Source organism: Arthrobacter sp. KBS0703 (assembly GCF_002008315.2).
Taxonomy (GTDB): domain Bacteria; phylum Actinomycetota; class Actinomycetes; order Actinomycetales; family Micrococcaceae; genus Arthrobacter.
This window is the reverse complement of record NZ_MVDG02000001.1, coordinates 2,263,726-2,286,879: the sequence shown is the minus strand read 5'-3', so window position 1 is coordinate 2,286,879 and position 23,154 is coordinate 2,263,726. Positions and strand designations below refer to the sequence as shown.

The following is a 23,154-nucleotide window of genomic DNA, read 5'->3' as shown; positions in this document are numbered from 1 at the left end:
TTCCTCCGGCGTGCCGTAAGTCCAATTGGTTTAGATAAAGGATGTAAGGCCCACCCTGCGAATACCTTGAGCAAACATGGGCCTTGAGGAACCAGAAAGGGCTGGTCACAACGCCCGGCCGCGGCGTTGGGCGGTCCCGCCACCTGGAAACGCCGCCAAACGCAGGCGGCCACCACCTTGCTGATCAGCGGACCAGTTCCCGGGCACGATCGATGGCGCGGCCCTTACCGTGCCGGGCCATGGCGGTGCGGCGTGCCTTGAGGACGACGGTCAGCGCGGCAACGCCCAACGTGGCTGCCGCCACGATCCACATCACCGCCCCGGCGGGTTCCGGCGCCGCCAGGACGGAGTGGTTCCATGGCTGCTGGACCGTTATCAGCCACTCTTGCCTTCTGCTGTCCGGCTGTTGGTCGGGCTGCTGTGCCAGTGCCCAGCCATGGATCGCGTACAGGACTGCTGTGCCGCCGATGCTCAGGAGCTTTGCTGCCAGGCTGGACGCCTGCCTGGCACCGGAGGAACCGGCCAGCGAAGAGGCGAAGAGGCAACCGGACAGGAGCGCCAGTACGGACATGGCTTCGTAACCGAGCTGGGTGCGTGACGAGTATTCCAGGAGGGGCGTGTAGTACAGCACAGCCAGCACGGCGGCCAGCCCGGCGGCGGGAACGTAGGGGGCCGCTGTGGCGGCGTAAAACGGCCGGAGTCCGAGGCGGAGCACTTCCGCGCCGCCTACGGTCCCGTCCGTCCTGCGGGGTATAACCTGGCTGGCCAAGGTGAGCGGCGACGCCGGCACCAGGAGGAGGGGAACCACCGCCATCAGCGCCATCTGGGTCAAGACATGTGCGCTGATGAGGGATTCCTGCAGGACGCGAAGCCCTCCGCTTGTCACGGTGAAGAGGACCGCCATGCCCAGCACCCACAGGATGGAGCGGTAGGGCGGCCAAGACCGGCCCTGCTGCCGCAGCCGGCGCGTTCCCGCCAGGTACAGGAAAACAGCGGCACCGCAGAAGAGGGTCCACAACGGATCGGGTTTCCAGCTGATGAATGAATCCATGAGCGAAGGAATCTTCGGTGTCTCCAGGGAGAAACCGGTACGGGTGACCGCCGGGGGCGGCGTCCGGGCCAGCGCGGCCGCCATTCCTGAGGCAGCTCCCATGACCGCCAGTTCGGCCACGGCCAAGACAGTGAACGTCAGCGCGCCGCCGCCCGGATTTGCGTCCAGCCTGCGGATGACCCACCCTCGGTGCAGTGCCCCGATCAGCCCCAGAACTACGAAGGCGACGCACTTGGCCGCGACGATGGTTCCGTAGGGCGACGCCAGTCCTTCCAGCGAACCCATGCCCGCCCACGCGGCCAGGAATCCTGTTACAGCCAAGGCCACGAACGCACCCAACGCCAGCGTTGAGTACCGCCGGACCACCGTGGCGACCCTGTCAGGGTTTAGCGCCCGGCGCAGTATGACGACGGCGGCGAGCCCGCCAAGCCAGACGGCCGCAGCGCCCATGTGCATCACCACCGTGACAGTGCTGTCCGGATGGCTCCCGCCTCCCGCAGCATGGGAGTTCAAAGCGAGCGGAAAGAGCCCGGCGAGGGCAAGCACCACCGTCAGGGCCACAGACCGCTGGCTCGATGCCGCGAAACAAAGGCACGTCACAGCCGCGGCGATCAGAATGGTCAGGGCTCCCCGCCTCCCGGCGTCGACGTCGGCCAGGAAACTGACCAACGCGCCGCCCGAGCCGTCCGAGAACAGCGGGAGATTGGCCAGCGAATGGAATGTCAGGAAGCTCATCACCGAGGCAGCGGCCGTCCAGGCCGCGGCGGAGTAGCCGGCGAGGTCAAGGGCCAGCCGAAACGCTCTTTCCTTGGGCCGCAGGGCAACGAGCGCCAAAGCAAGCGCCCCGACAGTGCAGGCAGCCGAGGCGTTGAAGACCAGCTTGGCAATGGGCAGCCCCCACGCTACCGCCGGCCCTGTCCGGTCCAGTGCGGCGCCCGCATCGGCACCGGCCTCGGCAGAGTACGAAATGACCAGGGCAAGGAGCCCGCTTCCCAAGACCACCGCCGCTACGGCCACTGCCATTGTGCGTGACTTGTACATGGTTCTCCCTCAGCCGCTAACAGTCGGGGAAAGTCTGGCCACCACGCCTTGGAATTTCCCTATGGGCACCGGTGCCGGCCGCTGGTTGCCAACCGGCCGCGGCAGGACATCGCGCGCAGGAACGGGTCTGCACACGCAGCCGTTGTGAGGATTCACACGCCGGCCCGGCAAACGGCCTCGCCGTTAGTGGCTGGGACGCGCTCTCGCCTAGAATTGCAGAAGATACGCGGACGGCGGGTGGTTCACCCCGGGTCCCGCAGGACAACAAAACACGGACAAGAGCGGCTGCAAATTGCGCCAGTGGTCGGCTCACTACAGGAGGAATCCACAATGGCTGAGCACAACGGCGGCAACCGCGGAGGAAATGACCGGGGATACTCGGGCAGTAACCGCGGATCACAGGGCGGCCCTTTCAGGGGGACCAACAACTCAGGCGGAGACCCCCGCGGCTTCCGTGCCAAGGACGGCCGCGGCTCAGACGGCCCCCGTCGGGCTCCGGGCGGCGACGACCGCAAGCCGTTTGCTGACCGTCCGCGCCGGGAGGGCGACGGCGACCGCCGCGGCTTTGACGGCGGCGAGAAGAAGCCCTTTGCCGATCGTGACCGCAAGCCGTTTGGTGACCGTCCGCGCCGCGAAGGTGACGGTGAGCGCCGCAGCTTTGGCGCCGGTGAGCGCAAGCCTGTCTCTTATACACATCTCCCGCGGCGAGCGTGACGGCGAGCGCAAGCCGTTTGGTGACCGTCCGCGCCGCGATGGCGAGGGTGAGCGCAAGCCGTTCGGCGATCGTGACCGCAAGCCGTTTGGTGACCGTCCGCGCCGCGATGGCGAGGGTGAGCGCAAACCCTTCGGTGACCGTGACCGCAAGCCGTTTGGTGACCGTCCGCGCGGCGAGCGTGACGGAGAGCGCCGCAGCTTCGGTGCCGGCGAGCGTAAGCCCTTCGGCGACCGTGACCGCAAGCCCTTCGGCGACCGTCCGCGCCGCGAAGGCGAAGGCGACCGCCGTCGTGATGGCGAGGGGGAGCGCCGCAGCTTCGGCGGCGGCGAGAACCGCAAGCCGTTCGGCGACCGCCAGGACCGGGCCCCGCGCAGTTTTGACCGCAACGATTCAGGCCCGCGTCAGTTCGGCCGCGACAGGGCAGAAGACCGCCCGGTCCGCGTGCCCAACGCCCGCGACCTCCGCAGTGCCAACCGCCCGGACCGTGAGCGCTCTCCCCAAATCGACGAGGACGTCACAGGCAAGGAGCTGGACCGGGCCACACAGCACCAGATCAAGACACTCGAAGCCAAAAGCGCTGAATGGGTGGCACGCCACCTGGTCATGGCCGGACGCCTCATTGATGACGAACCCGAGCTGGCCTTCCAGCATGCACTGGCCGCCAGCCGTCGCGGCGGACGCCTTTCCGCCGTCCGCGAAGCCGTGGGCCTGACCGCCTACGCCGCCGGACACTACGGCGAGGCCCTCCGCGAGTTCCGCACGTACCGCAGGATCAGCGGCTCCAACGTCCACCTTCCCGTCATGGCGGACTGCGAACGCGGACTGGGACGCCCGGACCGTGCCCTGGACGTGGTCCGCTCCGAAGAAGCCCAGGACCTGGACGCTCCCGGGAAGGTGGAACTGGCGATCGTTGCCTCCGGTGCGCGCTCGGATCTGGGCCAGCTGGACGCTGCAGTGGCCGAGCTGGAGATCCCGCAGCTGGACATCAACCGCGCCTTCTCCTACAGCCCGCGTCTGTTCCGTGCCTACGCGGACGCCCTCGCAGCAGTGGGCCGCGGAGCCGAATCCGAGAAGTGGCTGCGGCAGGCTGCCGTCGCCGAGGAGGCCCTCGGCATGGGCGTCTCCGAGGAGCCGGACATCATCGACCTCGGCTGGGACGAGGAAGAGGAGGCCCGGGAGGAAGCCGAACGAAAGCGGCTGATGGCCCACGCCGCCACAGACGCTGCTCCCCAGGAAGCCCGGACCTCGGAGCATGCCACCGGCATCGCGCCGGCAGCCGAGACGGCTCCTGAACAGCCTGAAGCTGCGTCCGCCGATGACAACCTCGACGACGTCGAATCGGACTACTTTGAGTCCGACGACGCCGAGTCCGACGCCGACTCCGCGGAGCCGGATGAGGACGAAGACGGCGACGGCGAGGCATCCGCCAAGGACACCCGGCACGAGGGCCAGGAGGACTAGCCGCGCATGACTGACGCTCAGCTCATTTCGCGGTTCGACGCCCTGCTCTCGGACCTGGACGGCGTGGTTTACGCAGGCCCGCATGCCATCCCCGGCGCGGTTGAGTCGCTGCTGCGGCTGGCCGGCGCCGGCATTGGCCTCGGCTACGTGACCAACAACGCCTCACGCACACCGGCCCAGGTTGCCGCCCACCTGCGCGAGCTCGGCGCCCCGGCCGAGGACCACCAGGTGGTGAGCTCCTCGCAGGCGGCGGCGGAGCTGCTGGCATCGCTCCTTCCGGCGGGCGCCGCAGTCCTGATCACCGGCAGCCCGGCGCTTGCCCACGAAATAGAGCTCGTTGGCCTCAAGCCCGTGCACGGCGCCGAGGACAAGCCGGTGGCCGTGGTCCAGGGTTTCAACCCGGGGATCGGCTGGAAGGACCTGGCTGAAGCGTCGTATGTCGTGGCAGGCGGGGCACTGTGGGTCGCCACCAACACGGACATGTCCATTCCGCAGGCCCGCGGAATTGCGCCGGGCAACGGCACCCTCGTGGCTGCCGTCGCGGCAGCAACACGCCAAACCCCCCTCGTCGCAGGCAAACCCGAGGCTCCACTTTTCCATGCCGCGGCGAAGCGGCTGTCCGCGGAGCGGCCGCTCGTCGTGGGCGACAGGCTGGACACGGACATCCTGGGCGGCAACAGAGCCGGCTTTGCCACGGTCGCCGTCCTGACCGGCGTCGACACCCTGGAAACCATCCTGGCCGCCCGCACTGACGAACGGCCTGGGTACATCATCAACGACCTGACCGGGCTGTACGAGCCGTATCCGGAGGTGGAGGGCGGCGACGGAACGTACCGTTGCGGGGACGCCACGGCATCCGTCGACGCCAACGGCATCCGGGTCCGGGGTGACAAGGCGAGCCTCGATTCGTGGCGTGCGGCATGCGCTGCCTGGTGGGCGGCCCACCCCCATGCGGCGGAACCCACGGCTCCCGAGCTTGAGTGGCTGGATCAATAGACTGGTGCCATGACCGAGCTGAATCAGAATGACCTTTCCGGGGCCGCACCGGACGTTGCCTGGCCGGAACTGCCTCTTTCCGGGGCGGAAGACTCCAGTGCAGTGTCCGACGGTGCCGTCCAGGAGGTCCTCCGCCGGGTCCGGGACGTTCCTGGGCTCCCGGTCTCCGAGCACCCTGACGCGTACACGGACATGCATGACGCCCTGCTCGAAGCGCTGAACCAGGACACGTCGTCCGTGCCCGGTGCAGCACCCCGCCCCGGGGCCGCCTGACCATGGCCAGACTCGACCAGCTGCTCGTCAGCAGGGGACTGGCGCGGTCCCGCACGCATGCCGCGCGGCTCATCGCCGAGGGCAAGGTTTCCTCGGCGGGCGATGTGCTCGGAAAAGCGTCCCTACAGATGGCCGATGACCGCGAGCTGTCCGTGGCGGAAGACGCCACGGATGCGTACGTCAGCCGGGCCGGCCACAAACTTGCAGGGGCGCTGGACGCATTTCCCGCCGTCGCCGTCGGCGGCAAAAGGTGCCTGGACGCGGGTGCCTCCACCGGCGGTTTCACCGATGTCCTGCTGCGGCGCGGCGCCGCGCACGTGGTGGCGGTCGACGTCGGGCACGGACAGCTGGTGCCGCAGCTCCGAAGCGACGCGCGCGTAACCGTCCACGAAGGGCTCAACGTCCGCTACATGGATCCGGAAGAGATCGGCGGCAGGGCCGAGCTGACGGTTGCGGACCTGTCCTTCATCTCCTTGACGCTGGTGCTGGCGCCCCTGGCCGCATGCACCAGCCCCGGCGGTGACCTGGTGCTCATGGTCAAGCCGCAGTTCGAGATCGGCAAGGACCGGCTGGGGCGCACCGGCGTGGTCACGTCAGAGCGCGAACGGCGGATGGCGGTCGGTAAAGTGGCGGGGGCAGCCATCGACGCAGGCCTCGAACTGCGCGGGTTGGCCGCCAGCCCCCTCCCCGGGCAGGACGGAAATGTCGAATACTTCCTGTGGATAAAACGAAGAATTGCCGAAGACTTGCCTAAGATCGAAGAGCGGGACGCAGCCGTGGCTGCGTTGCTGGGAAAGATCTGGCCGAACCATTAGAGAGCGGAACCCGATGAGCAGGCGTGTACTGGTACTTGCCCACACCGGCCGCGAAGAATCCCTGAAGGCTGCCTGGGAGGCGTGCGCCCAGTTGCACGCCTCGGGCATCATCCCCGTGATGCAGAAGTCCGAGCTGGGGGACATGGAAGGGTTTTTCGGCCGGCTGGAGCAGCCGGTCGAGATCCTGCACGACCACATCCAGCTCCCCGACGTCGAACTGGTCATGGTCCTTGGCGGGGACGGCACCATCCTGCGCGCCGCGGAACTGGTGCGGGAAGTGGACGTGCCGCTGCTGGGCGTCAACCTTGGCCACGTCGGCTTCCTGGCCGAAAGCGAGCGTGCGGACCTCGCCCAGACGGTCGAATGGATCGCCAGCCGTGAGTACACGGTGGAGGAGCGGATGACCATCGACGTCCAGGTCTGGGTCCGTGGCCAGAAGATCTGGCACACCTGGGCCCTCAACGAAGCCGCCATCGAAAAGGGCAACCGTGAGCGGATGCTTGAAGTGGTCACCGAAGTGGACGAACGCCCGCTGACCTCATTCGGCTGCGACGGCGTGGTGCTGGCAACTCCCACGGGCTCCACCGCCTACGCCTTCTCCGCCGGCGGCCCGGTGGTGTGGCCGGAAGTGGAAGCCCTGCTGATCGTCCCCATCAGCGCCCACGCCCTGTTCGCGAAGCCGCTGGTGGTGTCGCCGCGGTCCCGGCTGGCCGTCGAGGTGCTGAACCGGACGGATGCCCAGGGCGTGCTGTGGTGCGACGGCCGGCGTTCGGTGGACCTGCCGCCCGGCGCCCGCGTCGAAGTCACCCGGTCCGCCACGCCGGTCCGGCTGGCGCGCACCCACCAGACGCCGTTCTCGGCACGGCTGGTCCGCAAGTTTGAACTGCCCATCCATGGCTGGCGCGGACCAGTGCCGCAGTCAGAGACCGTCCACACCGGACCGGTGCCCATCGTGCGCACCCCCCGGCCCATGACGCCGCCCTCCGCGCAGCACGCTGCCGCGTCCGACGACGAATCCGATCCTCTGACGGAGAAGTGAACCATGCTTGAAGAACTGAGAATCCGAGATCTGGGCGTCATCGCCGACGCCACGCTGCCGCTGGGCCCCGGGCTCAGCGTGGTTACCGGCGAGACCGGTGCCGGCAAGACCATGGTGGTCACCGCCGTCGGGCTGCTGCTCGGCGCGCGGTCGGATGCGGGCGCGGTGCGGAGCGGAGCGAAGAGCGCCTCCGCTGAAGCCGTGGTGCGGCTCGACGCCGGGCACTTCGCCCTGGAACGCGCCCGTGATGCGGGCGCGGAGATCGAGGAGTTCGACGGCGGCGCGGAATTGCTGCTGGCACGGCGTCTGGGCGCGGACGGACGCAGCCGGGCCTTCCTGGGCGGCCGGGGTGCGCCGGTGGGTGTGCTGGCCGAAATCGGCGAATCGCTCGTGGTGGTACACGGGCAGTCGGACCAGATCCGGCTCAAGGGCTCGGCGGCGCAGCGTGAAGCCCTCGACAGGTTCGCGGGAGAAAACCTCGCCGCCGCGCTGGCCAGTTTCCAGGAACTCTACGGCTCGTGGAAATCCAGCCAGGCCGAGCTCGAATCGCTCCGCAGCGCGGCGAGGGACCGGCTGCGCGAAGCGGAGTCGCTGGAAGCGGCCCTGGCGGAGATCGATGCCGTGGACCCGCAGCCGGGGGAGGACGATGCGCTCAAGGCCGAGGCCGTGAAGCTCGCCAACGTCGAGGAACTCCGCATCGCCGCCACCACGGCGCACCAGGCCATCATTGCCGAGGACTTCGCAGAGACCGGCGATGCCACGTCCCTCGTGGACGCGGCCAAGCGGACGCTGGAGCACGTGGCCGAGCACGATGAGGAGCTCGGCACGGCCGCAGCCCGACTCGCCGAAGTGGGCTTCCTGCTCAACGACATCGCCACCGAGCTTGCCAGCTACCAGGCCGGGCTGGATTCGGAGGGGCCGGAGCGGCTGGCCGAGATCGAAGACCGGCGGGCGGCCCTGGCCAAGCTGGTCCGCAAGTACGCGCCGAGCATCGACGAGGTCCTGGTGTGGGCGGAAAACGCCCGTGTCCGCTTCGACGAACTCCAGGACGATTCCACCCGGATCGAGGGCCTCGACGCCGAAGTGGTGCGGGCCGAGGCCGAACTCAGGAAACAGGCAACGGCCATCAGCAAGATCCGGGCCAAAGCGGCCAAGGAGCTGTCCGCACGGGTCAGCGCGGAGCTGAAGGCCCTGGCCATGGCCGATGCCACGCTCGTTATCACCATCGAAGCCGCCGCACAGCTGGGGCCCCACGGCGCGGACGAGATTTCCTTCCTGCTCCAGCCGCACTCCGGCGCGCCCGCCCGGCCGCTGGGCAAGGGTGCCTCCGGCGGCGAGCTCTCCCGGGTGATGCTCGCCATCGAGGTGGTGCTGGCCGCCGTTGATCCGGTGCCCACGTTCGTCTTCGATGAGGTGGATGCCGGCGTGGGCGGGCGTGCCGCCGTCGAGATCGGCCGGCGGCTCGCCATGCTGGCGCAGCACGTGCAGGTCCTGGTGGTCACCCACCTGCCCCAGGTGGCTGCCTTCGCGGATCAGCACATCCGCGTGACCAAGACCTCGGTGCGGGGATCCGACGGCGGCACCGCCACCGGGTTCACCTCCAGTGATGTCCAGCTCCTGGACGAAGCGGAGCGGGTCAGGGAGTTGGCCCGGATGCTCGCCGGCCAGGAGGACTCCGAAACGGCTCAGGCGCACGCCCAGGAACTGCTGGACGACGCCAAGCTGCTGCCGCAGCGCGCCTGATCCCGTCCGGCCTGAACCGGCGCCGGATTCGGCCGCCCGATTCGTGCCGCCCTTGCCCATGGCGCACGGGCACGGCAAACTTGGGCAGTTGGGGATGCGTTATCCGATCCGTGGAAGGCTCAATTGATGATAGGCTCGAATTCCGTGGTGCAGCGATCAAATTCCCGTGTAAATTCCCGGTTCCCGGGCTCGTCCAAGACGACCAAACACATCTTCGTCACCGGTGGTGTGGCGTCCTCGCTAGGTAAGGGACTGACGGCTTCGAGCCTCGGCCACCTGCTGCGGGCACGCGGTTTGTCTGTAACTATGCAGAAGCTCGATCCCTATCTGAATGTGGATCCGGGCACGATGAACCCCTTCCAGCACGGCGAGGTCTTCGTCACAGACGACGGCGCCGAGACGGACCTGGACATCGGCCACTACGAGCGCTTCCTCGACGAGAACCTCGAGGGCTCGGCCAACGTGACCACCGGCCAGGTCTACTCCACGGTGATCGCCAAGGAACGCCGCGGCGAGTACCTCGGCGACACCGTCCAGGTCATCCCGCATATCACCGATGAGATCAAGCGCCGCATGCGGCTTCCCGCCGAGGGCAAGAACGCGCCGGACGTCATCATCACCGAGATCGGCGGCACGGTGGGCGACATCGAGTCGCAGCCCTTCCTTGAGTCCGCCCGCCAGGTCCGCCAGGACATCGGCCGCGGCAACGTCTTCTTCCTGCACGTGTCGCTGGTCCCGTACATCGGTCCCTCGCAGGAGCTCAAGACCAAGCCCACGCAGCACTCCGTGGCAGCCCTCCGCTCCATCGGCATCCAGCCCGAGGCCATCGTGATCCGCTCGGACCGCGAAGTGCCCGACGCCATGCGCGAGAAGATCGGCCGCATGTGCGACGTCGACATCGACGCCGTGGTCAACGCCGCAGATGCCCCCAGCATCTACGACATCCCCAAGACGCTGCACACGCAGGGCCTGGACTCCTACATCGTCCGTGCCCTGGACCTGCCGTTCAAGGACGTCGACTGGACCAGCTGGGACAAGCTGCTGGAGGCCGTGCACAACCCCAAGCACGAGGTCGAGATTGCCCTCGTGGGCAAGTACATCGACCTCCCGGACGCCTACCTCTCCGTGACCGAGGCCCTGCGCGCCGGCGGCTTCGCCAACGACGCCAAGGTCAAGATCCGCTGGGTCCCGTCGGATGAGTGCGAAACGCATGAAGGCGCCGTTCGGTCGCTGGAGGGCGTGGACGCCATTTGCGTGCCGGGCGGGTTCGGCATCCGAGGCCTTGAAGGCAAGCTGGGCGCGCTGAAGTTCGCCCGCGAAACCAAGCTGCCGGTCCTGGGCCTGTGCCTGGGCCTGCAGTGCATGGTCATTGAGTACGCCCGGAACGTGGTGGGCCTGGAGGGAGCGTCCTCCAGCGAGTTCGAGCCGGACTCCAAGTACCCGGTGATCGCCACCATGGAAGAGCAGCTGGACATCGTTGAAGGCAAGGGAGACCTCGGCGGCACCATGCGCCTGGGCCTCTACGAAGCCAAGCTTGACGAAGGTTCCGTCATTGCCGAAACCTACGGCACCACCACCGTCAGCGAACGCCACCGCCACCGCTACGAGGTCAACAACAAGTACCGCGAGCAGATTGCCCAGCAGGGGCTGGTGTTCTCCGGAACGTCCCCCGACGGCAAGCTCGTGGAATACGTGGAGCTGCCCCGCGAGGTGCACCCGTACTACGTGGCAACCCAGGCCCACCCGGAGCTGAGCTCACGGCCCACCCGGCCGCACCCGCTATTCGCCGGCCTCGTCAAGGCTGCCCTGGAGCACCAGAGCGGCAGCGCCGACAACGGCACGGCGGCCGCCGGGACGACGGCCGGGGAAGCAGCAGCTCCGGAAGCGGCAGCTGTGGAAGCCGGTGCCGCCGGCAAGGCTGCCCGTACGGTCACCGCAAAGTAGATACAGCCACAACGTAAGGACGGCGCGATGCCCGGTAATTCTGAAAATACTCCTGCTGCCCGGCAGGTTTCGGATGCGCCGAGCCCGCGCCGTCTGCTGTCTACGGAAAAGGTCTACGAGGGACGGATCTGGGACGTTGTCAGTGACAGCTTCAAGCTCACTGACGACGGCGAGGCCCTGGTCCGCGACTACATCGACCACCCTGGGGCCGTCGCGGTGCTGCCCATGAATGACGCCGGCGAGGTGCTGCTGATCAAGCAGTACCGGCACCCGGTGGGCATGGACCTCTGGGAGATTCCGGCCGGCCTGCTGGACGTGGAGGGTGAGGACTTCGTGGCAGGCGCCGCACGGGAACTCGCCGAGGAGGCCGACCTCGTGGCCGGCACCTGGAATGTCCTGGTGGATTTTTTCAATTCACCGGGGTCCTCCAGTGAGGCGATCCGCATCTACCTTGCCCGCGGGATCAGCGAGGTGCCGCATCACGAACTGCACGTGCGCACGGACGAGGAAGCGGAAATCGAGCTCCACTGGATTCCGCTCGAGGACGCCGTTGCGGCGGTTCTTGACGGCCGCCTGCACAACCCGTCCGCCGTCGTCGGAATCCTCGCCGCCGCGGCCGCGGCGGCCGATGACTTCGGCGGCCTCCGGCCCGCAGACGCGCCCTGGCCCGCCCATCCAAGCCAGCGCTGATGACTGCGGGCACGGCAGCAGCAGAACGGCCTCCGGCGGACGCCGCGGGGGAAGCAGGCACTCCAACGGGTCCGGGGCGCGGGGATCCGGCGCCGGCAGAAGCCGTTCCGGTCCCCGCGCGCCCGGAACGCCCGCGGACGGCCATCGACCGCGCGGTGACGGATTACCTCCAGCACATGGGCGTCGAACGCGGCCTGGCGGCCAACACGCTCTCTGCCTACCGTCGTGACCTTGCCCGCTACTCGAACTACCTCGCCGCCGAGGGCGTCAGCAGCCCCGGCGACGTGACCCGCCACCACGTGTCTCTTATACACATCTAGATGTGTATAAGAGACAGGCTCCGACGGCGGGACCCCGCTTGGGGTGCGCTCGGCGGCGCGGACGGTGGTCGCCGTCCGCGGACTGCACAAGTTCTGGGCACTGGAAGGGACCACGACGGCGGACCCGGCCAGCGATGTCCACCCGCCCATGCCGGGGAAAAGGCTGCCCAAGGCCATCACGGTGGACGAGGTCACCAGGATCCTGGAAGCGGCCGGTACGGACACCGCCACGGGCCTGCGGGACCGGGCGCTGCTCGAGTTCCTCTACTCCACCGGGGCGCGCATCAGCGAAGCCGTGGGGCTGGACGTGGACGACATCTCGCTGCAGCCGGCCGAGCACGGGCCCGCGATCGTACGCCTGTTCGGCAAAGGCTCCAAGGAGCGGCTCGTTCCGCTGGGTTCGTACGGAGCCCGGGCGCTTGATGCCTACCTGGTCCGCGGCCGCCCCCTGCTGGCCGCCAAAGGCAAGGGCACGCCCGCGCTTTTCCTAAACGCCAGGGGAGGGCGCATCAGCAGGCAGAGCGCCTGGACCATCCTAAAGGCTGCGGCGGACAAGGCCAACATCACCAAGGACGTTTCCCCCCACACGCTCCGCCACTCGTTCGCCACCCACCTGCTTGAGGGCGGCGCGGACGTGCGCGTCGTCCAGGAACTCCTCGGGCACGCGTCCGTGACCACCACGCAGGTCTACACCCTGGTGACGGCGGATACCCTGCGGGAGATCTACGCCGCCGCCCACCCCCGGGCCCTGGGCTAAGCGCCCCGGGCGTTCCAGCGCAATGCATTCACAACGGCCCTCTAGCGAAACAGCGGGAGACCCTGAGCTGCCCCGGCGCAATTGACGACGCGAGAATCGCGCCGCTTATCGCTGCCACCTGCGACGACATGCATTTAACAGAAATGCATGTAAAAACCGGCCGCTCCGGAGACACTTAACGGTCAGCGGGTGAAGGTCAGCCGTCACAGGGGGAAACAGCATGTTGGCTACCAGGGAGCATCAGTTCGTCGCGATGCACTCCGAACACTTCGGCCGGGTGTACAAATACATCGCGTACCGCGTCAATGACAGCCCCCGGGCTGAAGAACTGGCCAACGACGTCTTTCGCATCGCATGGGAGAAGGACTTTCCCGAGGCCCCCAGCCCCGGCTGGCTGATCGCCACCGCAAGAAACGTCGTCGGCAACGAATATCGGGGCAGGGAACGCAAACAGCGGCTGACGGAGCGGCTGCAGGCCGAAGCCCGGATTTCGGCCCAATCCGGCGGCGACGACGAGCGCGCAGCTGTCGCCGAAATACTGCTCCAGCTCAACGACAAGGACCGTGAAGTGCTCATGCTCAGTTATTGGGATGACCTGACGACGGCGGAACTCGCCGAAACGCTCAAATGCTCCGTGTCGGCGGCCGGGGTGCGGCTTCACCGTGCCCGTAAGGCATTTGCACGGCGCCTCCCGGCACACCTGAAGACGGACAGGAAGGGCTAGGAATGGACCGCATTGAAGAGCTTATGAGGAACGCCCGGCCCCGCGTCGCGGTTCCGGACCAGCCGCCCGGCAGTCCCATTGGTGTCACGGCGGCGCCGGCGGTTCATTTGTCTGCAGTGCCAGCGCCCGGGGGAGTCCCCGGGGCAGACGGCGGGATTCGTGCCTTCACGGACGACGCCGGCCGGGCTTCTGCCTCGCAGGCACGCCCGGACGGGCGCCGGAACAACCGGACCGTGCTCAGGGCTTCCGTGGCCGGGCTGGCCGCTGCGGCCGTCATCACGGTGGGCGTCGTAGCCGGAAACGTCGGTAGTCCCGCTCCCGTGCCGGCGCCGGCGGCCAGCACCGAGACCGCGCGGCCAGTCACACCCCTGTCTCTTATACACATCTAGATGTGTATAAGAGACAGCCCCAATTCGCCGGGCGCCGCCTCGGCGACGGTAGCCACGGCGGCGCCCCCGACGCCTCCCGTGGCATTGCCTCCGCTGCCGGCCGAGCCCGCAGCGCCGGCAACGTCCGCCGCCGCCGCCGCCAGCGCAAGTGCAGGGCCGCTGCCCGCCGGCTGGGCCACGTACCGGAGCAGCGGCGGGAAGGTCAGCTTCGACCACCCCGGCACCTGGACCGTTGTTCCCGCCGCAGGCGCTGCCCCGGACGCCGTCAACATCGAGGTGAAGGACCACGCCGGAAAGATCGTGGCGATCTTGACCTACGGAGGGTCCGGAGCGGTGGGCGGTGCCTGCTTCACGGAGCCCGTCCCCTACACGGTGCTGGACTTCGCCGAAGTGGACCTCCCGTACAACCCGCAGGTTCCGGATTCCGTGACCCCGCGGTTCGCCTTCCGTGCCATGGAGGATGCCGGCGGAGTCATCGCCACCTATGGACTGACGAGCACGGCGGGCGGCCCGGACGGCAAAGCATGCACGATCTACAACCTGGTCAACGGAACATCCGCCTCGCCGATCTACATGTTCGCCGGTGCTCTCCAGATGGGGCCGGGTAATTCACCGCAGCAGGGTGTTCTGCAGTTTGCCAACCTCGATGCTGCCCGTGCCTACATGAAGACGCCGGCGTACGCGGACGCCAAACGTATGATCACGTCGCTCCGGATTTCGGACTGACAGACATTCCGCGGCTAGGCTGGTCTGCATGACCTCTGTGCCCGTCACCCTGTGCTTCCTCCTCCGGGAGCGCCCTGGCGACGGGACGGAGGTCCTGCTGGGCCTGAAGAAGACCGGATTCGGAACCGGGAAAATCGTCGGCCTGGGCGGGCACGTCGAAGCGGGCGAAACGGACGCCGAGGCCGCCTGCCGTGAGGTACTGGAAGAGGCGGCCATCGTTGTCCTCGAGGAGGACCTGCGCGATGCGGGAACAGTGGAGTTTGTATTCCCCGCCCGGCCGGACTGGAACATGTCCACACGACTATTTACTGCCCGTCGGTGGGCGGGCGACCCCGCGGAGAGTTCCGAGATTATTCCGGAGTGGTTCCTGACCTCCGCCCTTCCCCTGGGCCGCATGTGGCAGGACGCAGAGCACTGGCTGCCGGTGGCGCTCAACGGTGGCGTCGTCGACGCGATCATCACGCTGAACGAGGACAACGAAACAGTGGCGTCCGCCGAATATTCTTACCGGGGCGTGTAACCGCACGCTTCTTCGCGGAAACTAACCGGTTAGCCTGCCAGGTCAGGACTCAACTTCTTACGTTTGGGGGATGCGTGGAATCGGAACGCGAACTGGCGTTCATCGCCGTTCACAGGGACAGCTATCCGCGGGTTTACAGATTTGTGCGGCGGCGCGTGGAATCGACGGAGCTCGCCGAAGAGCTCGCCGCGGACGTGTTCCGCGTTGTGTGGCAGAAATGGGGTGACGCGCCGCGGACCGACATCGCCTGGATGTTCACCGTCGCGCGGAACCTGATCGGAAATGCGTACCGCAGCCGTGACCGGCTCCTGGCGCTCCAGATAAAACTGCGGGCATCCGCTGAGCTCTCCGGCTCGGGGTCCGAGGACCTGGTGGTCCACGACGCGCTGGCCGCCCTCCGCGACAGTGAGCGCGACATCCTCCAAATGGCCTACTGGGACGAGCTGAGCACGGCCGAGATCGCCGGTGTCCTGGGGTGCAGCGAATCCGCCGCAAAGGTCCGCCTGCACCGTGCCAGGGCCGCCTTCCGCAAGCACATGCCTGTGGCCGCCGGGTCGGTCACACAGAAGATGGGTGCATGAGATGGATCCGATCAAAAACCTGATTTCCAGTGCAGACCCGCTCCGCCACGATCCCGCCGCGGAACCCGCCGCTGAGGCTGCCCTGCGCAGAGTGCTCAACGAGGCCCCGATATTCAGCGACAGCCTGCCGGCCAGCATCACAGCACTTCCGGACCGCAGGCTGAGGCGCGCCCGGCTGGCTGGCGTACTGATGCTCGCGGCAGCCGTCACCGCAGGCATCCTCGTGGCCACCAACCTTGGTCCGCTGACCTCCTCGACCTCTCCGGCCGGAACGGTGCCCCCGTCGGAATCGACGGCGGCGACACCCGGACCCACACGCACACGCACGCCATCACCGGCGGCCGCCGCATGGACTTCCTTCACCGACGGCACGGGGCAGGCAACCTTTGAACACCCTGCTGGCTGGACCTTATCTGAAGCTCCCCAGAAGACCGATGTGGGTGCGTTCAACACCGTTGAAGTGAGGAATCCGGCCGGCAAAACCATGGCAACCTTGTCATTGGCCTACGACGGCGCGGGCGGTCCGGCCTGCCCGGAACCCAAGCCGTTCGCCATGCTCGATTCAGTCGTCCTCGACATTCCGCAGAAGGCGTCGAAGCTCAGGGAGTTTCCCCGCGGTCCGTCGGCCTTTGTGTTCAGGGTTATCCAGTCAGACAAGGTGTATGGCTCCATGGCATTAACCGACATCCCCCAGAGTCCCGGCACCGTAACCTGCGGGTTGGACAACATGATCCTCGCCCCGGACGACGTTCCCTTCGTTCATTTTGGCGACTCGTTGTGGCTCGAGGCCAGCGGCCGGGCGGCGGCGCTCACCTTCGATTCGCTTGCCGAAGCGAAGGCCTATATGAAGACGCAGGAGTATCAGGACGTGAAAAAGATGCTGGTCTCACTGGAGCTGCGGCGTGTGAAATAGCATCCCCGACATGACGACGCCGGGCCGGTCACCCGATAAGGTGACCGGCCCGGCGTCGTGCGTTCCGCGGAAGCGGACGCTACGGAACGTGCCGTTCCTCTACGCCGTTGTAGGCGCTCAGCGGACGGATCAGCGAGTTCGAGTCCAGCTGCTCCATGAAGTGCGCGGTCCAGCCCGTGATCCGGCTGGCGACGAACAACGGCGTGAACATGAGCGTGTCGAAGCCCATCAGGTGGTACGTCGGGCCCGCCGGGTAGTCAAGGTTCGGCTTGATTCCCTTGGCCTCATCCATGGCGGTCTCGAGCCCGTTGTACAGTCCCAGCAGTTCCGGGCGGCCGTAGTGCGCGATCATCTTGTCCAGGGCGGCCTTCATGGTGGGCACACGGGAGTCACCGTGCTTGTAGACCCGGTGCCCGAAGCCCATCACTTTCTTCTTCTGGGCCAGGGCGTCTTCCATCCAGGTCTTGGCCCGGGTGGCTGCCTCCTCGAGCGATTCCTCGGGACGGATGCCGATCTCGTCGAAGGTGTGCATGACGGCTTCGTTGGCGCCGCCGTGCAGCGGTCCCTTGAGCGCGCCGATGGCACCCGTGACGGCCGAATGGAGATCGGACAACGTGGACATGATGACGCGTCCGGCGAAGGTGGAGGCGTTAAACGAGTGCTCCGCGTACAGGATCATGGAGACGTTGAACGCATCCACCACCTCGGGAACTGATTCCTCCCCGAACGCCATCCACAGGAAATTGGCGGAGTAGCCCAGGTCGTCCCGGGGCTCCACCAGTTCCTGGCCGCGACGGCGGCGCTGGTCATAGGCCACCACCGCGGGCATGGCCGCGAACAGGTCCACGGCCTTGGTCATGTTTGCTTCGCGGGACGAATCCTCCGAGAGCTCGTGGCGGGCCCCCATCACCGACGCCGCGGTCCGGCAGACGTCCATGGGGTGCGCCGTGGTGGGGATGGCGTCAACCACCTGCTTGACCACCGGATCCAGGCGCCGGCCGGCCCGCTCCCTGGCTGTGAAGGCGGCCAGTTCCTCGGCATTGGGGAGTTCGCCGTTCCACAGCAGGAAGGCGACCTCCTCGAAGCTGCACCGTGCCGCCAGTTCCTGGACGGGGTAGCCGCGGTACAGCAGTGAATTCGTGTCGGAATTGACCTTGGAGACGGCGGTGTAGTCCACCACGACGCCGGCGAGGCCCTTCTTGATCTCTTCTTCAGCCATGCTGAACTCCTTCGTTCCTTGCGTCTGTCTGTACACCGGCCGCCCCGGCCGGTGGTCCTGGATGGAATGCGCGTCAGTGCGTTCCGGGGATCCGGAAGTTGAAGACGCCGGTGTCGAAGCGGTTGTAGGCCTCGTAGTCCACGAGGTCATACAGCCGCGCGCGGGTCAGCATGTTCCCTACCTGTGCCTCCTGCGTTCCGTCGGCCTTAATCGATTCCAGCGTACGCTCCGCAGCGCCCATGGCACTACGGAGCAGGGTGACGGGATATATCACCATGTTCACGCCCACGCCCTGCAGCTGCTCCACGGTGAAAAGGTCGCTCTTGCCGAATTCGGTCATGTTGGCCAGGATCGGCACGTCCACTGCGTCCCGGATGGCCTGAAATTCGCCGAGGTCCTTCATGGCCTCCGGGAAAATAGCGTCCGCACCGGCCTCGACCAGGGCTTTGGCCCGCTCCTGCGCCGCTTCCAGCCCGTCCACGGCACGGATGTCTGTGCGGGCCATGATCAGGAAGTTCGGATCCCGGCGTGCGTCGGCCGCGGCCCGGATCCGTTTCGTGGCCGTGTCCAAGTCCACCACGTTCTTGCCGTCCAGGTGGCCGCAGCGCTTCGGGTTGAACTGGTCCTCGATGTGGCAGCCGGCCAGCCCGGCGTTCTCCAGTTCCTGGACGCTCCGGGCAACGTTCATTGGCTCGCCGAAGCCGGTATCGGCATCCACGATGCATGGAAGGTCGGTCATGCGCGCGATCTGCCCGGCGCGGGTGGCCACTTCGGTGAGGGTGGTGAGGCCGATGTCCGGCAGCCCGAGGTCGTTCGCCAGCACGGCGCCGGAAATGTAGACGCCGGCGAAGCCCTTCTCCTCGATCAGCCGGGCCGAGAGCGGATTGAAGGCACCCGGGAACTGCTGGACGGTCCCGGACGCGAGCAGCTCACGGAAGCGGATGCGCTTCTGCTCCGGAGTGGTCTTGGAATACAGCATCTAGAACAGCCCCTTGGGCGCGGCGGCGAAGTCGATGACACCGGGTGCGGCCGTGATGTTCAGCTGGTCAAGCTCGCCGGCGGCCAGCTGCGGAAGCCGGGCAGCGGCGTCGAGGAACCGTTCGATTTCCGCGTCCTCCACCAAACCTGCTGCGAGTGTGCGGAACTTGTCCACGTACTGCTCGCGGGCGAACGGCCGGGCGCCCAGCGGATGGGCGTCCGCCACGGCAATCTCGTCGGTGACGACGGTGCCGTCGGCCAGCGTGATTTCGACGGAACCGCCGAATGCCTTCTCGGAGATGTCCAGGGAGTGGTAGCGGCGGGTCCACTCCGGGTCTTCCACGGTGGTGACCTTGTGCCAGAGTTCCACGGTGTCCGGCCGGCCGGCGCGCTCGGGGGAGTAGGAATCCACGTGGTGCCAGGAGCCGTCCTGCAGGGCCACGGTGAAGATATAGGGGATGGAGTGGTCCAGGGTTTCGCGGCTGGCGGTGGGGCTGTACTTCTGCGGATCGTTTGCGCCGGAGCCGATCACGTAGTGCGTGTGGTGGCTCGTCCTGATCAGCACGGACTTGACGTTGGCCGGGTCAGTGGCCTCCGGGTGTTCCTTGTGGAGTTTCCGGGCCAGGTCGATCCAGGCCTGGGCCTGGTACTCGGCGGAGTGTTCCTTGGTGTAGGTGTCCAGGATGGCCCGCTTGGCCTCGCCGGCGTCGGGGAGCGGAACCATGTAGGAAGCGTCCGGGCCGTCGAGCATCCAGGCGATCACGCCGTCTTCGCCTTCATAGATGGGAACCGGGGAGGTCTGGCCGCGCATGGAGCGGTCCACGGCTTCGACGGCCATTTTGCCGGCAAACGCGGGGGCGTGGGCCTTCCAGGTGGAGATCTCACCCTTGCGCGACTGACGGGTTGCGGTGGTCGTGTGCAGCGCCTGCCCAACTGACTGGAAGATGGTTTCGACGTCGAGCCCCAGCAGCGTGCCGATCCCGGCAGCCGCCGACGGGCCGAGGTGCGCCACGTGGTCAATCTTGTGCTTGTGCAGGCAGATGGCCTTGACCAAGTTGACTTGGATCTCATAGCCGGTGGCGATTCCGCGGATGAGGTCCGCCCCGCTGGAGCCCACGTGCTGTGCCACGGCCAGGATGGGCGGGATGTTGTCGCCGGGGTGGGAGTAGTCAGCTGCCAGGAAGGTGTCGTGGTAGTCCAGTTCGCGGACCGCCACCCCGTTGGCCCATGCTGCCCATTCGGGGGAAACGCGCTCGCCGATGCCGAAGACCTTGGCGCCCTTGCCGTTGGCCGAGGGCCCATGGGTCAGGGCCTGCGCCCGCGCGGCGATGATCGGGGCACGGTTCAGCGAGGCAACGGCGACAGAGGCGTTGTCGATGACGCGGTTGATCACCATGTCGGTGACGTCGTCCGTGACTGCCACGGGATCGGCCGCCACCACCGCGATCTTGTGGGCGAGCTGGTCTTCGCGCGGCAGGTTTTCCTCGCTCTTGTACACGCGGACGTGGTGTTCCTTGACCATGTGGGCTCCTTGCTATTGAGGTGTATGGGTGGCTTTGACGTGGGAAAGGCTGCGGTGCAGGTGCATGGTGGTGGCGGCCTGGGCCAGCCGCGGGTTGCCGGCCGCTATCGCCTCGGCGATGGCGGCGTGTTCGGCAGCGGCGGCGGTCAGCCGCGCGTAGTCGTCGGCGGCGAGCCTGCGGACCCGGACCAGGTGCACCCGCAGGCTCCGCATGGCCTGCGCCAGGTAGGAGTTGGAGATGGCGGCGTCGATCGCCGAATCGAGCCGGCCCACGAGCTCGTAGTACTCGTGACGGGCCGGATCAGTGGTGCTAATAAGTGACGGCGCTTCGAGCAGCTCGCCCTGCAGTTGCAGGAAGATGGCGGCATCGCCTCGTTCGGCTGCCAGTGCGGCAGCCTTTCCTTCGAGCGTTTCGCGGAGCTCGAAGAGTTCGTCGATGTCCTCCAGCGAGATGTCGGTGACGACGACGCCGCGGCCGCCGGCCGTCGTCGTGAGCCCTTCGGCCGTGAGCCTGCTCAAGGCCTCGCGGAGGGGCGTCCGGGAAATACCCAGCCGCTCGGACTGTTCCACTTCGGCAAGGACGGATCCGGGGCGGAGGCGCCATTCGATGATGTCGTCGCGCAGTGCCGCATACGCCCTGTCGCTGGCGCGCATCCCGCCTCCCTTCGTTGGTGATCGCCTTCAGTGTATACAGAAAACCCGATCTGTCCCAGCGATTACGGAAAAATTGCCGGAAATCCTGCCGGTATGTATACACAACCCTTGTCGGCGGACCAGCGCCGGGGATAGCATGGGCCGCAACACAACGCAGTGGACAGGAACTCTTCATGGTCACCAACAGTTACCGCGACGCCTATGGCCGAAGCCTCGCCGAACCCGACCGATTCTGGCTGGAGGCGGCCGCGGGGGTGTCCTGGTCGCGGGCGCCGCAACAGGCGGTGGACAGCACCCGTGCTCCGGTCTACGGCTGGTACCCCGACGGCGTCCTCAACACGTCCTTCAATGCCCTGGACCGGCACGTCCTGGCCGGCCGAGGGGACCAGGACGCACTCATCTATGACTCCGCCATGCTGGGCAGCCAGCGCCGGTACAGTTATGCGGAACTCACCGATCTCGTGGCCAGGTTCGCCGGCGTCCTGAGGGCACAGGGCGTGGGCAAGGGGGACCGGGTGGTGATCTACATGCCCATGATCCCCGAGGCCGCCATCGCCATGCTTGCAACAGCCCGGCTGGGTGCAATCCACTCCGTGGTGTTCGGCGGATTCGCCCCCAAGGAACTGGCTTCCCGCATCAAGGATGCCTCCCCGGTGGCCGTCGTCACCGCGTCCGGCGGAATGGAGCCGTCCCGGCGCGTGGAGTATCTGCCGGCAGTCGCGGAAGCCCTCGCGCTCGCAGGAGCGGAAGGCGCGCGGGTCCTGGTCAAGGAGCGGGACGGCTTCGAGGCCCGCGGCACGGACTATTCCGGCTGGCTGGACTGGGATGACGAAATGGCCGCGGCCGAACCCGCAGGGCCGGTCGACGTCGCCGCCACGGATCCGCTCTATATCCTGTACACGTCGGGGACCACCGGGAGCCCCAAGGGCGTGGTCCGTGACAACGGCGGGCATGCCGTGGCCCTGAGCTGGACCATGAAAAACATCTACGACGCCGGCCCGGGGGACGTGATGTGGACCGCGTCCGACGTCGGATGGGTGGTGGGCCATTCCTACATCGTGTACGGTCCCCTCATCGCCGGGGCCACCACCGTGCTGTACGAGGGCAAGCCCGTGGGCACGCCGGATGCCGGGGCCTTCTGGCGCGTGATCGGTGACCACAAAGTCAACGTGCTATTCACCGCGCCGACTGCCCTGCGTGCCATCCGCAAGGCGGATCCCGGGGCCGCCCTGCTGGCCGGCTACGACACTTCCAGCCTCAAGACCCTCTTCGTCGCCGGGGAGCGCCTGGACACCGACACCTACCACTGGGCCGCGGCAGCGCTGGGCGTGCCGGTCGTGGACCACTGGTGGCAGACCGAAACTGGCTGGGCCATCTGCGCCAATCCCCGGGGCCTGGACGCCCTGCCCATCAAGCCCGGCTCACCCTCGATGCCGATGCCCGGCTTCAACCTTGGCATCGTGGATGCCGCTGGCGCAGCGGTCGAGGCAGGCGTGGAAGGCAATATTGTGCTGGGGCTTCCGCTGCCGCCGGGGACCCTCACCACGCTATGGGGAAATGATGAGCGGTATGTCTCGTCGTACCTCCGGGCGTTTGAGGGCTGCTACGCCACCGGCGACTCCGGCTACCGGGACGAGGACGGCTACGTCTTCGTGATGGGGCGCACCGACGACGTCATCAACGTGGCCGGTCACCGGCTGTCCACGGGATCGATGGAGCAGGTCATCGGGCAGCACCCGGCGGTGGCGGAGTGCGCGGTCATCGGCGTGGCTGACACCCTGAAAGGCCAGCATGCCAGCGGCTACGTGGTGCTCAAGGCCGGGGCTGACGTGCCGGAGGACGTGCTGGTGCAGGAGCTTATCGCCCTGGTCCGGCGGGACATCGGGGCGGTGGCCGATTTCAAGCACGTTGCGGTGGTTGAGGCACTGCCCAAGACCAGGTCCGGGAAGATCCTTCGGAAGACGATGCGGCAAATTGCCGACGGCGACAACTACGTGGTGCCGTCCACCATAGAGGACCCCGGCGTGCTCGACCGGCTGATCGGAATTCTGCGCCCGGCGGCCGGCGCTGCTGGTTGAGCTTG

21 protein-coding genes and 1 pseudogene are annotated in these 23,154 nt (G+C 67.3%); 17 read left to right on the top strand and 5 right to left on the bottom strand.

Annotated features, from left to right (window positions below; genetic code table 11):
• Positions 1–184 precede the first annotated feature (184 nt).
• Positions 185–2,074, bottom strand: coding sequence for a cytochrome c oxidase assembly protein (locus tag B1A87_RS10785; protein ID WP_185982299.1), 1,890 nt, complete (start codon positions 2,072–2,074; stop codon positions 185–187).
• 348 nt (positions 2,075–2,422) lie between these two features.
• Here B1A87_RS10785 and B1A87_RS23840 point away from each other — a divergent pair, with 348 nt between their 5' ends.
• From B1A87_RS23840 to B1A87_RS10705, 16 genes and pseudogenes are all read left to right on the top strand, one after another.
• The gene (locus B1A87_RS23840) at positions 2,423–2,806 is read left to right on the top strand and encodes a hypothetical protein (RefSeq protein WP_260680788.1); all 384 of its coding nucleotides are present in this window, start codon (positions 2,423–2,425) and stop codon (positions 2,804–2,806) included.
• Positions 2,736–4,268, top strand: coding sequence for a hypothetical protein (locus B1A87_RS22980; protein ID WP_260680787.1), 1,533 nt, complete (start codon positions 2,736–2,738; stop codon positions 4,266–4,268). Before B1A87_RS23840 ends, B1A87_RS22980 begins: the two co-directional genes overlap by 71 nt.
• A gap of 6 nt (positions 4,269–4,274) precedes the next feature.
• A complete protein-coding gene (locus B1A87_RS10770) occupies positions 4,275–5,264 on the top strand; it encodes an HAD-IIA family hydrolase (protein WP_078029017.1) in 990 nt (329 codons plus the stop codon).
• 9 nt (positions 5,265–5,273) lie between these two features.
• Positions 5,274–5,537 carry a hypothetical protein gene (locus B1A87_RS10765; RefSeq protein WP_078029016.1) on the top strand — a complete coding sequence of 88 codons (264 nt, stop codon included), beginning with the start codon at positions 5,274–5,276 and terminating at the stop codon, positions 5,535–5,537.
• 2 nt (positions 5,538–5,539) lie between these two features.
• Positions 5,540–6,352 carry a TlyA family RNA methyltransferase gene (locus B1A87_RS10760; RefSeq protein WP_078029015.1) on the top strand — a complete coding sequence of 271 codons (813 nt, stop codon included), beginning with the start codon at positions 5,540–5,542 and terminating at the stop codon, positions 6,350–6,352.
• A gap of 13 nt (positions 6,353–6,365) precedes the next feature.
• Positions 6,366–7,391: an NAD kinase gene (locus tag B1A87_RS10755; RefSeq protein WP_078029014.1), complete on the top strand. Its 1,026-nt coding sequence runs from the start codon at positions 6,366–6,368 to the stop codon at positions 7,389–7,391.
• A gap of 3 nt (positions 7,392–7,394) precedes the next feature.
• Complete coding sequence (recN, locus tag B1A87_RS10750; protein WP_078029013.1) at positions 7,395–9,134, top strand: DNA repair protein RecN; 1,740 nt, start codon at positions 7,395–7,397, stop codon at positions 9,132–9,134.
• A gap of 126 nt (positions 9,135–9,260) precedes the next feature.
• The gene (locus B1A87_RS10745) at positions 9,261–11,078 is read left to right on the top strand and encodes a CTP synthase (protein ID WP_144275787.1); all 1,818 of its coding nucleotides are present in this window, start codon (positions 9,261–9,263) and stop codon (positions 11,076–11,078) included.
• Positions 11,079–11,105: 27 nt separating this feature from the next.
• Positions 11,106–11,768, top strand: coding sequence for an NUDIX hydrolase (locus tag B1A87_RS10740; RefSeq protein WP_078029012.1), 663 nt, complete (start codon positions 11,106–11,108; stop codon positions 11,766–11,768).
• Between the two features lie 176 nt (positions 11,769–11,944).
• Positions 11,945–12,845, top strand: a pseudogene (locus B1A87_RS10735) (site-specific tyrosine recombinase XerD).
• Between the two features lie 220 nt (positions 12,846–13,065).
• Positions 13,066–13,569, top strand: coding sequence for an RNA polymerase sigma factor (locus B1A87_RS10730; protein ID WP_078029011.1), 504 nt, complete (start codon positions 13,066–13,068; stop codon positions 13,567–13,569).
• A gap of 2 nt (positions 13,570–13,571) precedes the next feature.
• Entirely contained in the window at positions 13,572–13,958 is a 387-nt protein-coding gene (locus B1A87_RS10725; RefSeq protein WP_144275786.1) for a hypothetical protein, read from the top strand.
• Complete coding sequence (locus B1A87_RS10720; protein ID WP_144275785.1) at positions 13,959–14,684, top strand: hypothetical protein; 726 nt, start codon at positions 13,959–13,961, stop codon at positions 14,682–14,684.
• A gap of 28 nt (positions 14,685–14,712) precedes the next feature.
• A complete protein-coding gene (locus tag B1A87_RS10715) occupies positions 14,713–15,204 on the top strand; it encodes an 8-oxo-dGTP diphosphatase (protein ID WP_144275784.1) in 492 nt (163 codons plus the stop codon).
• 74 nt (positions 15,205–15,278) lie between these two features.
• Positions 15,279–15,785: an RNA polymerase sigma factor gene (locus B1A87_RS10710; RefSeq protein WP_078029009.1), complete on the top strand. Its 507-nt coding sequence runs from the start codon at positions 15,279–15,281 to the stop codon at positions 15,783–15,785.
• A 91-nt stretch (positions 15,786–15,876) separates the two neighbouring features.
• Complete coding sequence (locus B1A87_RS10705) at positions 15,877–16,698, top strand: hypothetical protein (RefSeq protein WP_139362866.1); 822 nt, start codon at positions 15,877–15,879, stop codon at positions 16,696–16,698.
• A gap of 79 nt (positions 16,699–16,777) precedes the next feature.
• Here B1A87_RS10705 and B1A87_RS10700 read toward each other — a convergent pair whose 3' ends face one another.
• The 4 genes from B1A87_RS10700 to B1A87_RS10685 form a co-directional block, all read right to left on the bottom strand.
• Positions 16,778–17,917 carry a bifunctional 2-methylcitrate synthase/citrate synthase gene (locus B1A87_RS10700; protein WP_078029007.1) on the bottom strand — a complete coding sequence of 380 codons (1,140 nt, stop codon included), beginning with the start codon at positions 17,915–17,917 and terminating at the stop codon, positions 16,778–16,780.
• A gap of 73 nt (positions 17,918–17,990) precedes the next feature.
• Positions 17,991–18,896: a methylisocitrate lyase gene (gene prpB / locus B1A87_RS10695; protein WP_078029006.1), complete on the bottom strand. Its 906-nt coding sequence runs from the start codon at positions 18,894–18,896 to the stop codon at positions 17,991–17,993.
• Positions 18,897–20,417, bottom strand: a complete 1,521-nt coding sequence (locus tag B1A87_RS10690; RefSeq protein WP_078029005.1) for an MmgE/PrpD family protein — start codon at positions 20,415–20,417, stop codon at positions 18,897–18,899.
• Positions 20,418–20,429: 12 nt separating this feature from the next.
• Complete coding sequence (locus B1A87_RS10685; protein ID WP_078029004.1) at positions 20,430–21,071, bottom strand: GntR family transcriptional regulator; 642 nt, start codon at positions 21,069–21,071, stop codon at positions 20,430–20,432.
• Between the two features lie 173 nt (positions 21,072–21,244).
• Between B1A87_RS10685 and B1A87_RS10680 the strand changes: the two genes are divergently transcribed.
• The gene (locus tag B1A87_RS10680; RefSeq protein WP_078029003.1) at positions 21,245–23,149 is read left to right on the top strand and encodes an AMP-binding protein; all 1,905 of its coding nucleotides are present in this window, start codon (positions 21,245–21,247) and stop codon (positions 23,147–23,149) included.
• Positions 23,150–23,154: the final 5 nt, after the last annotated feature.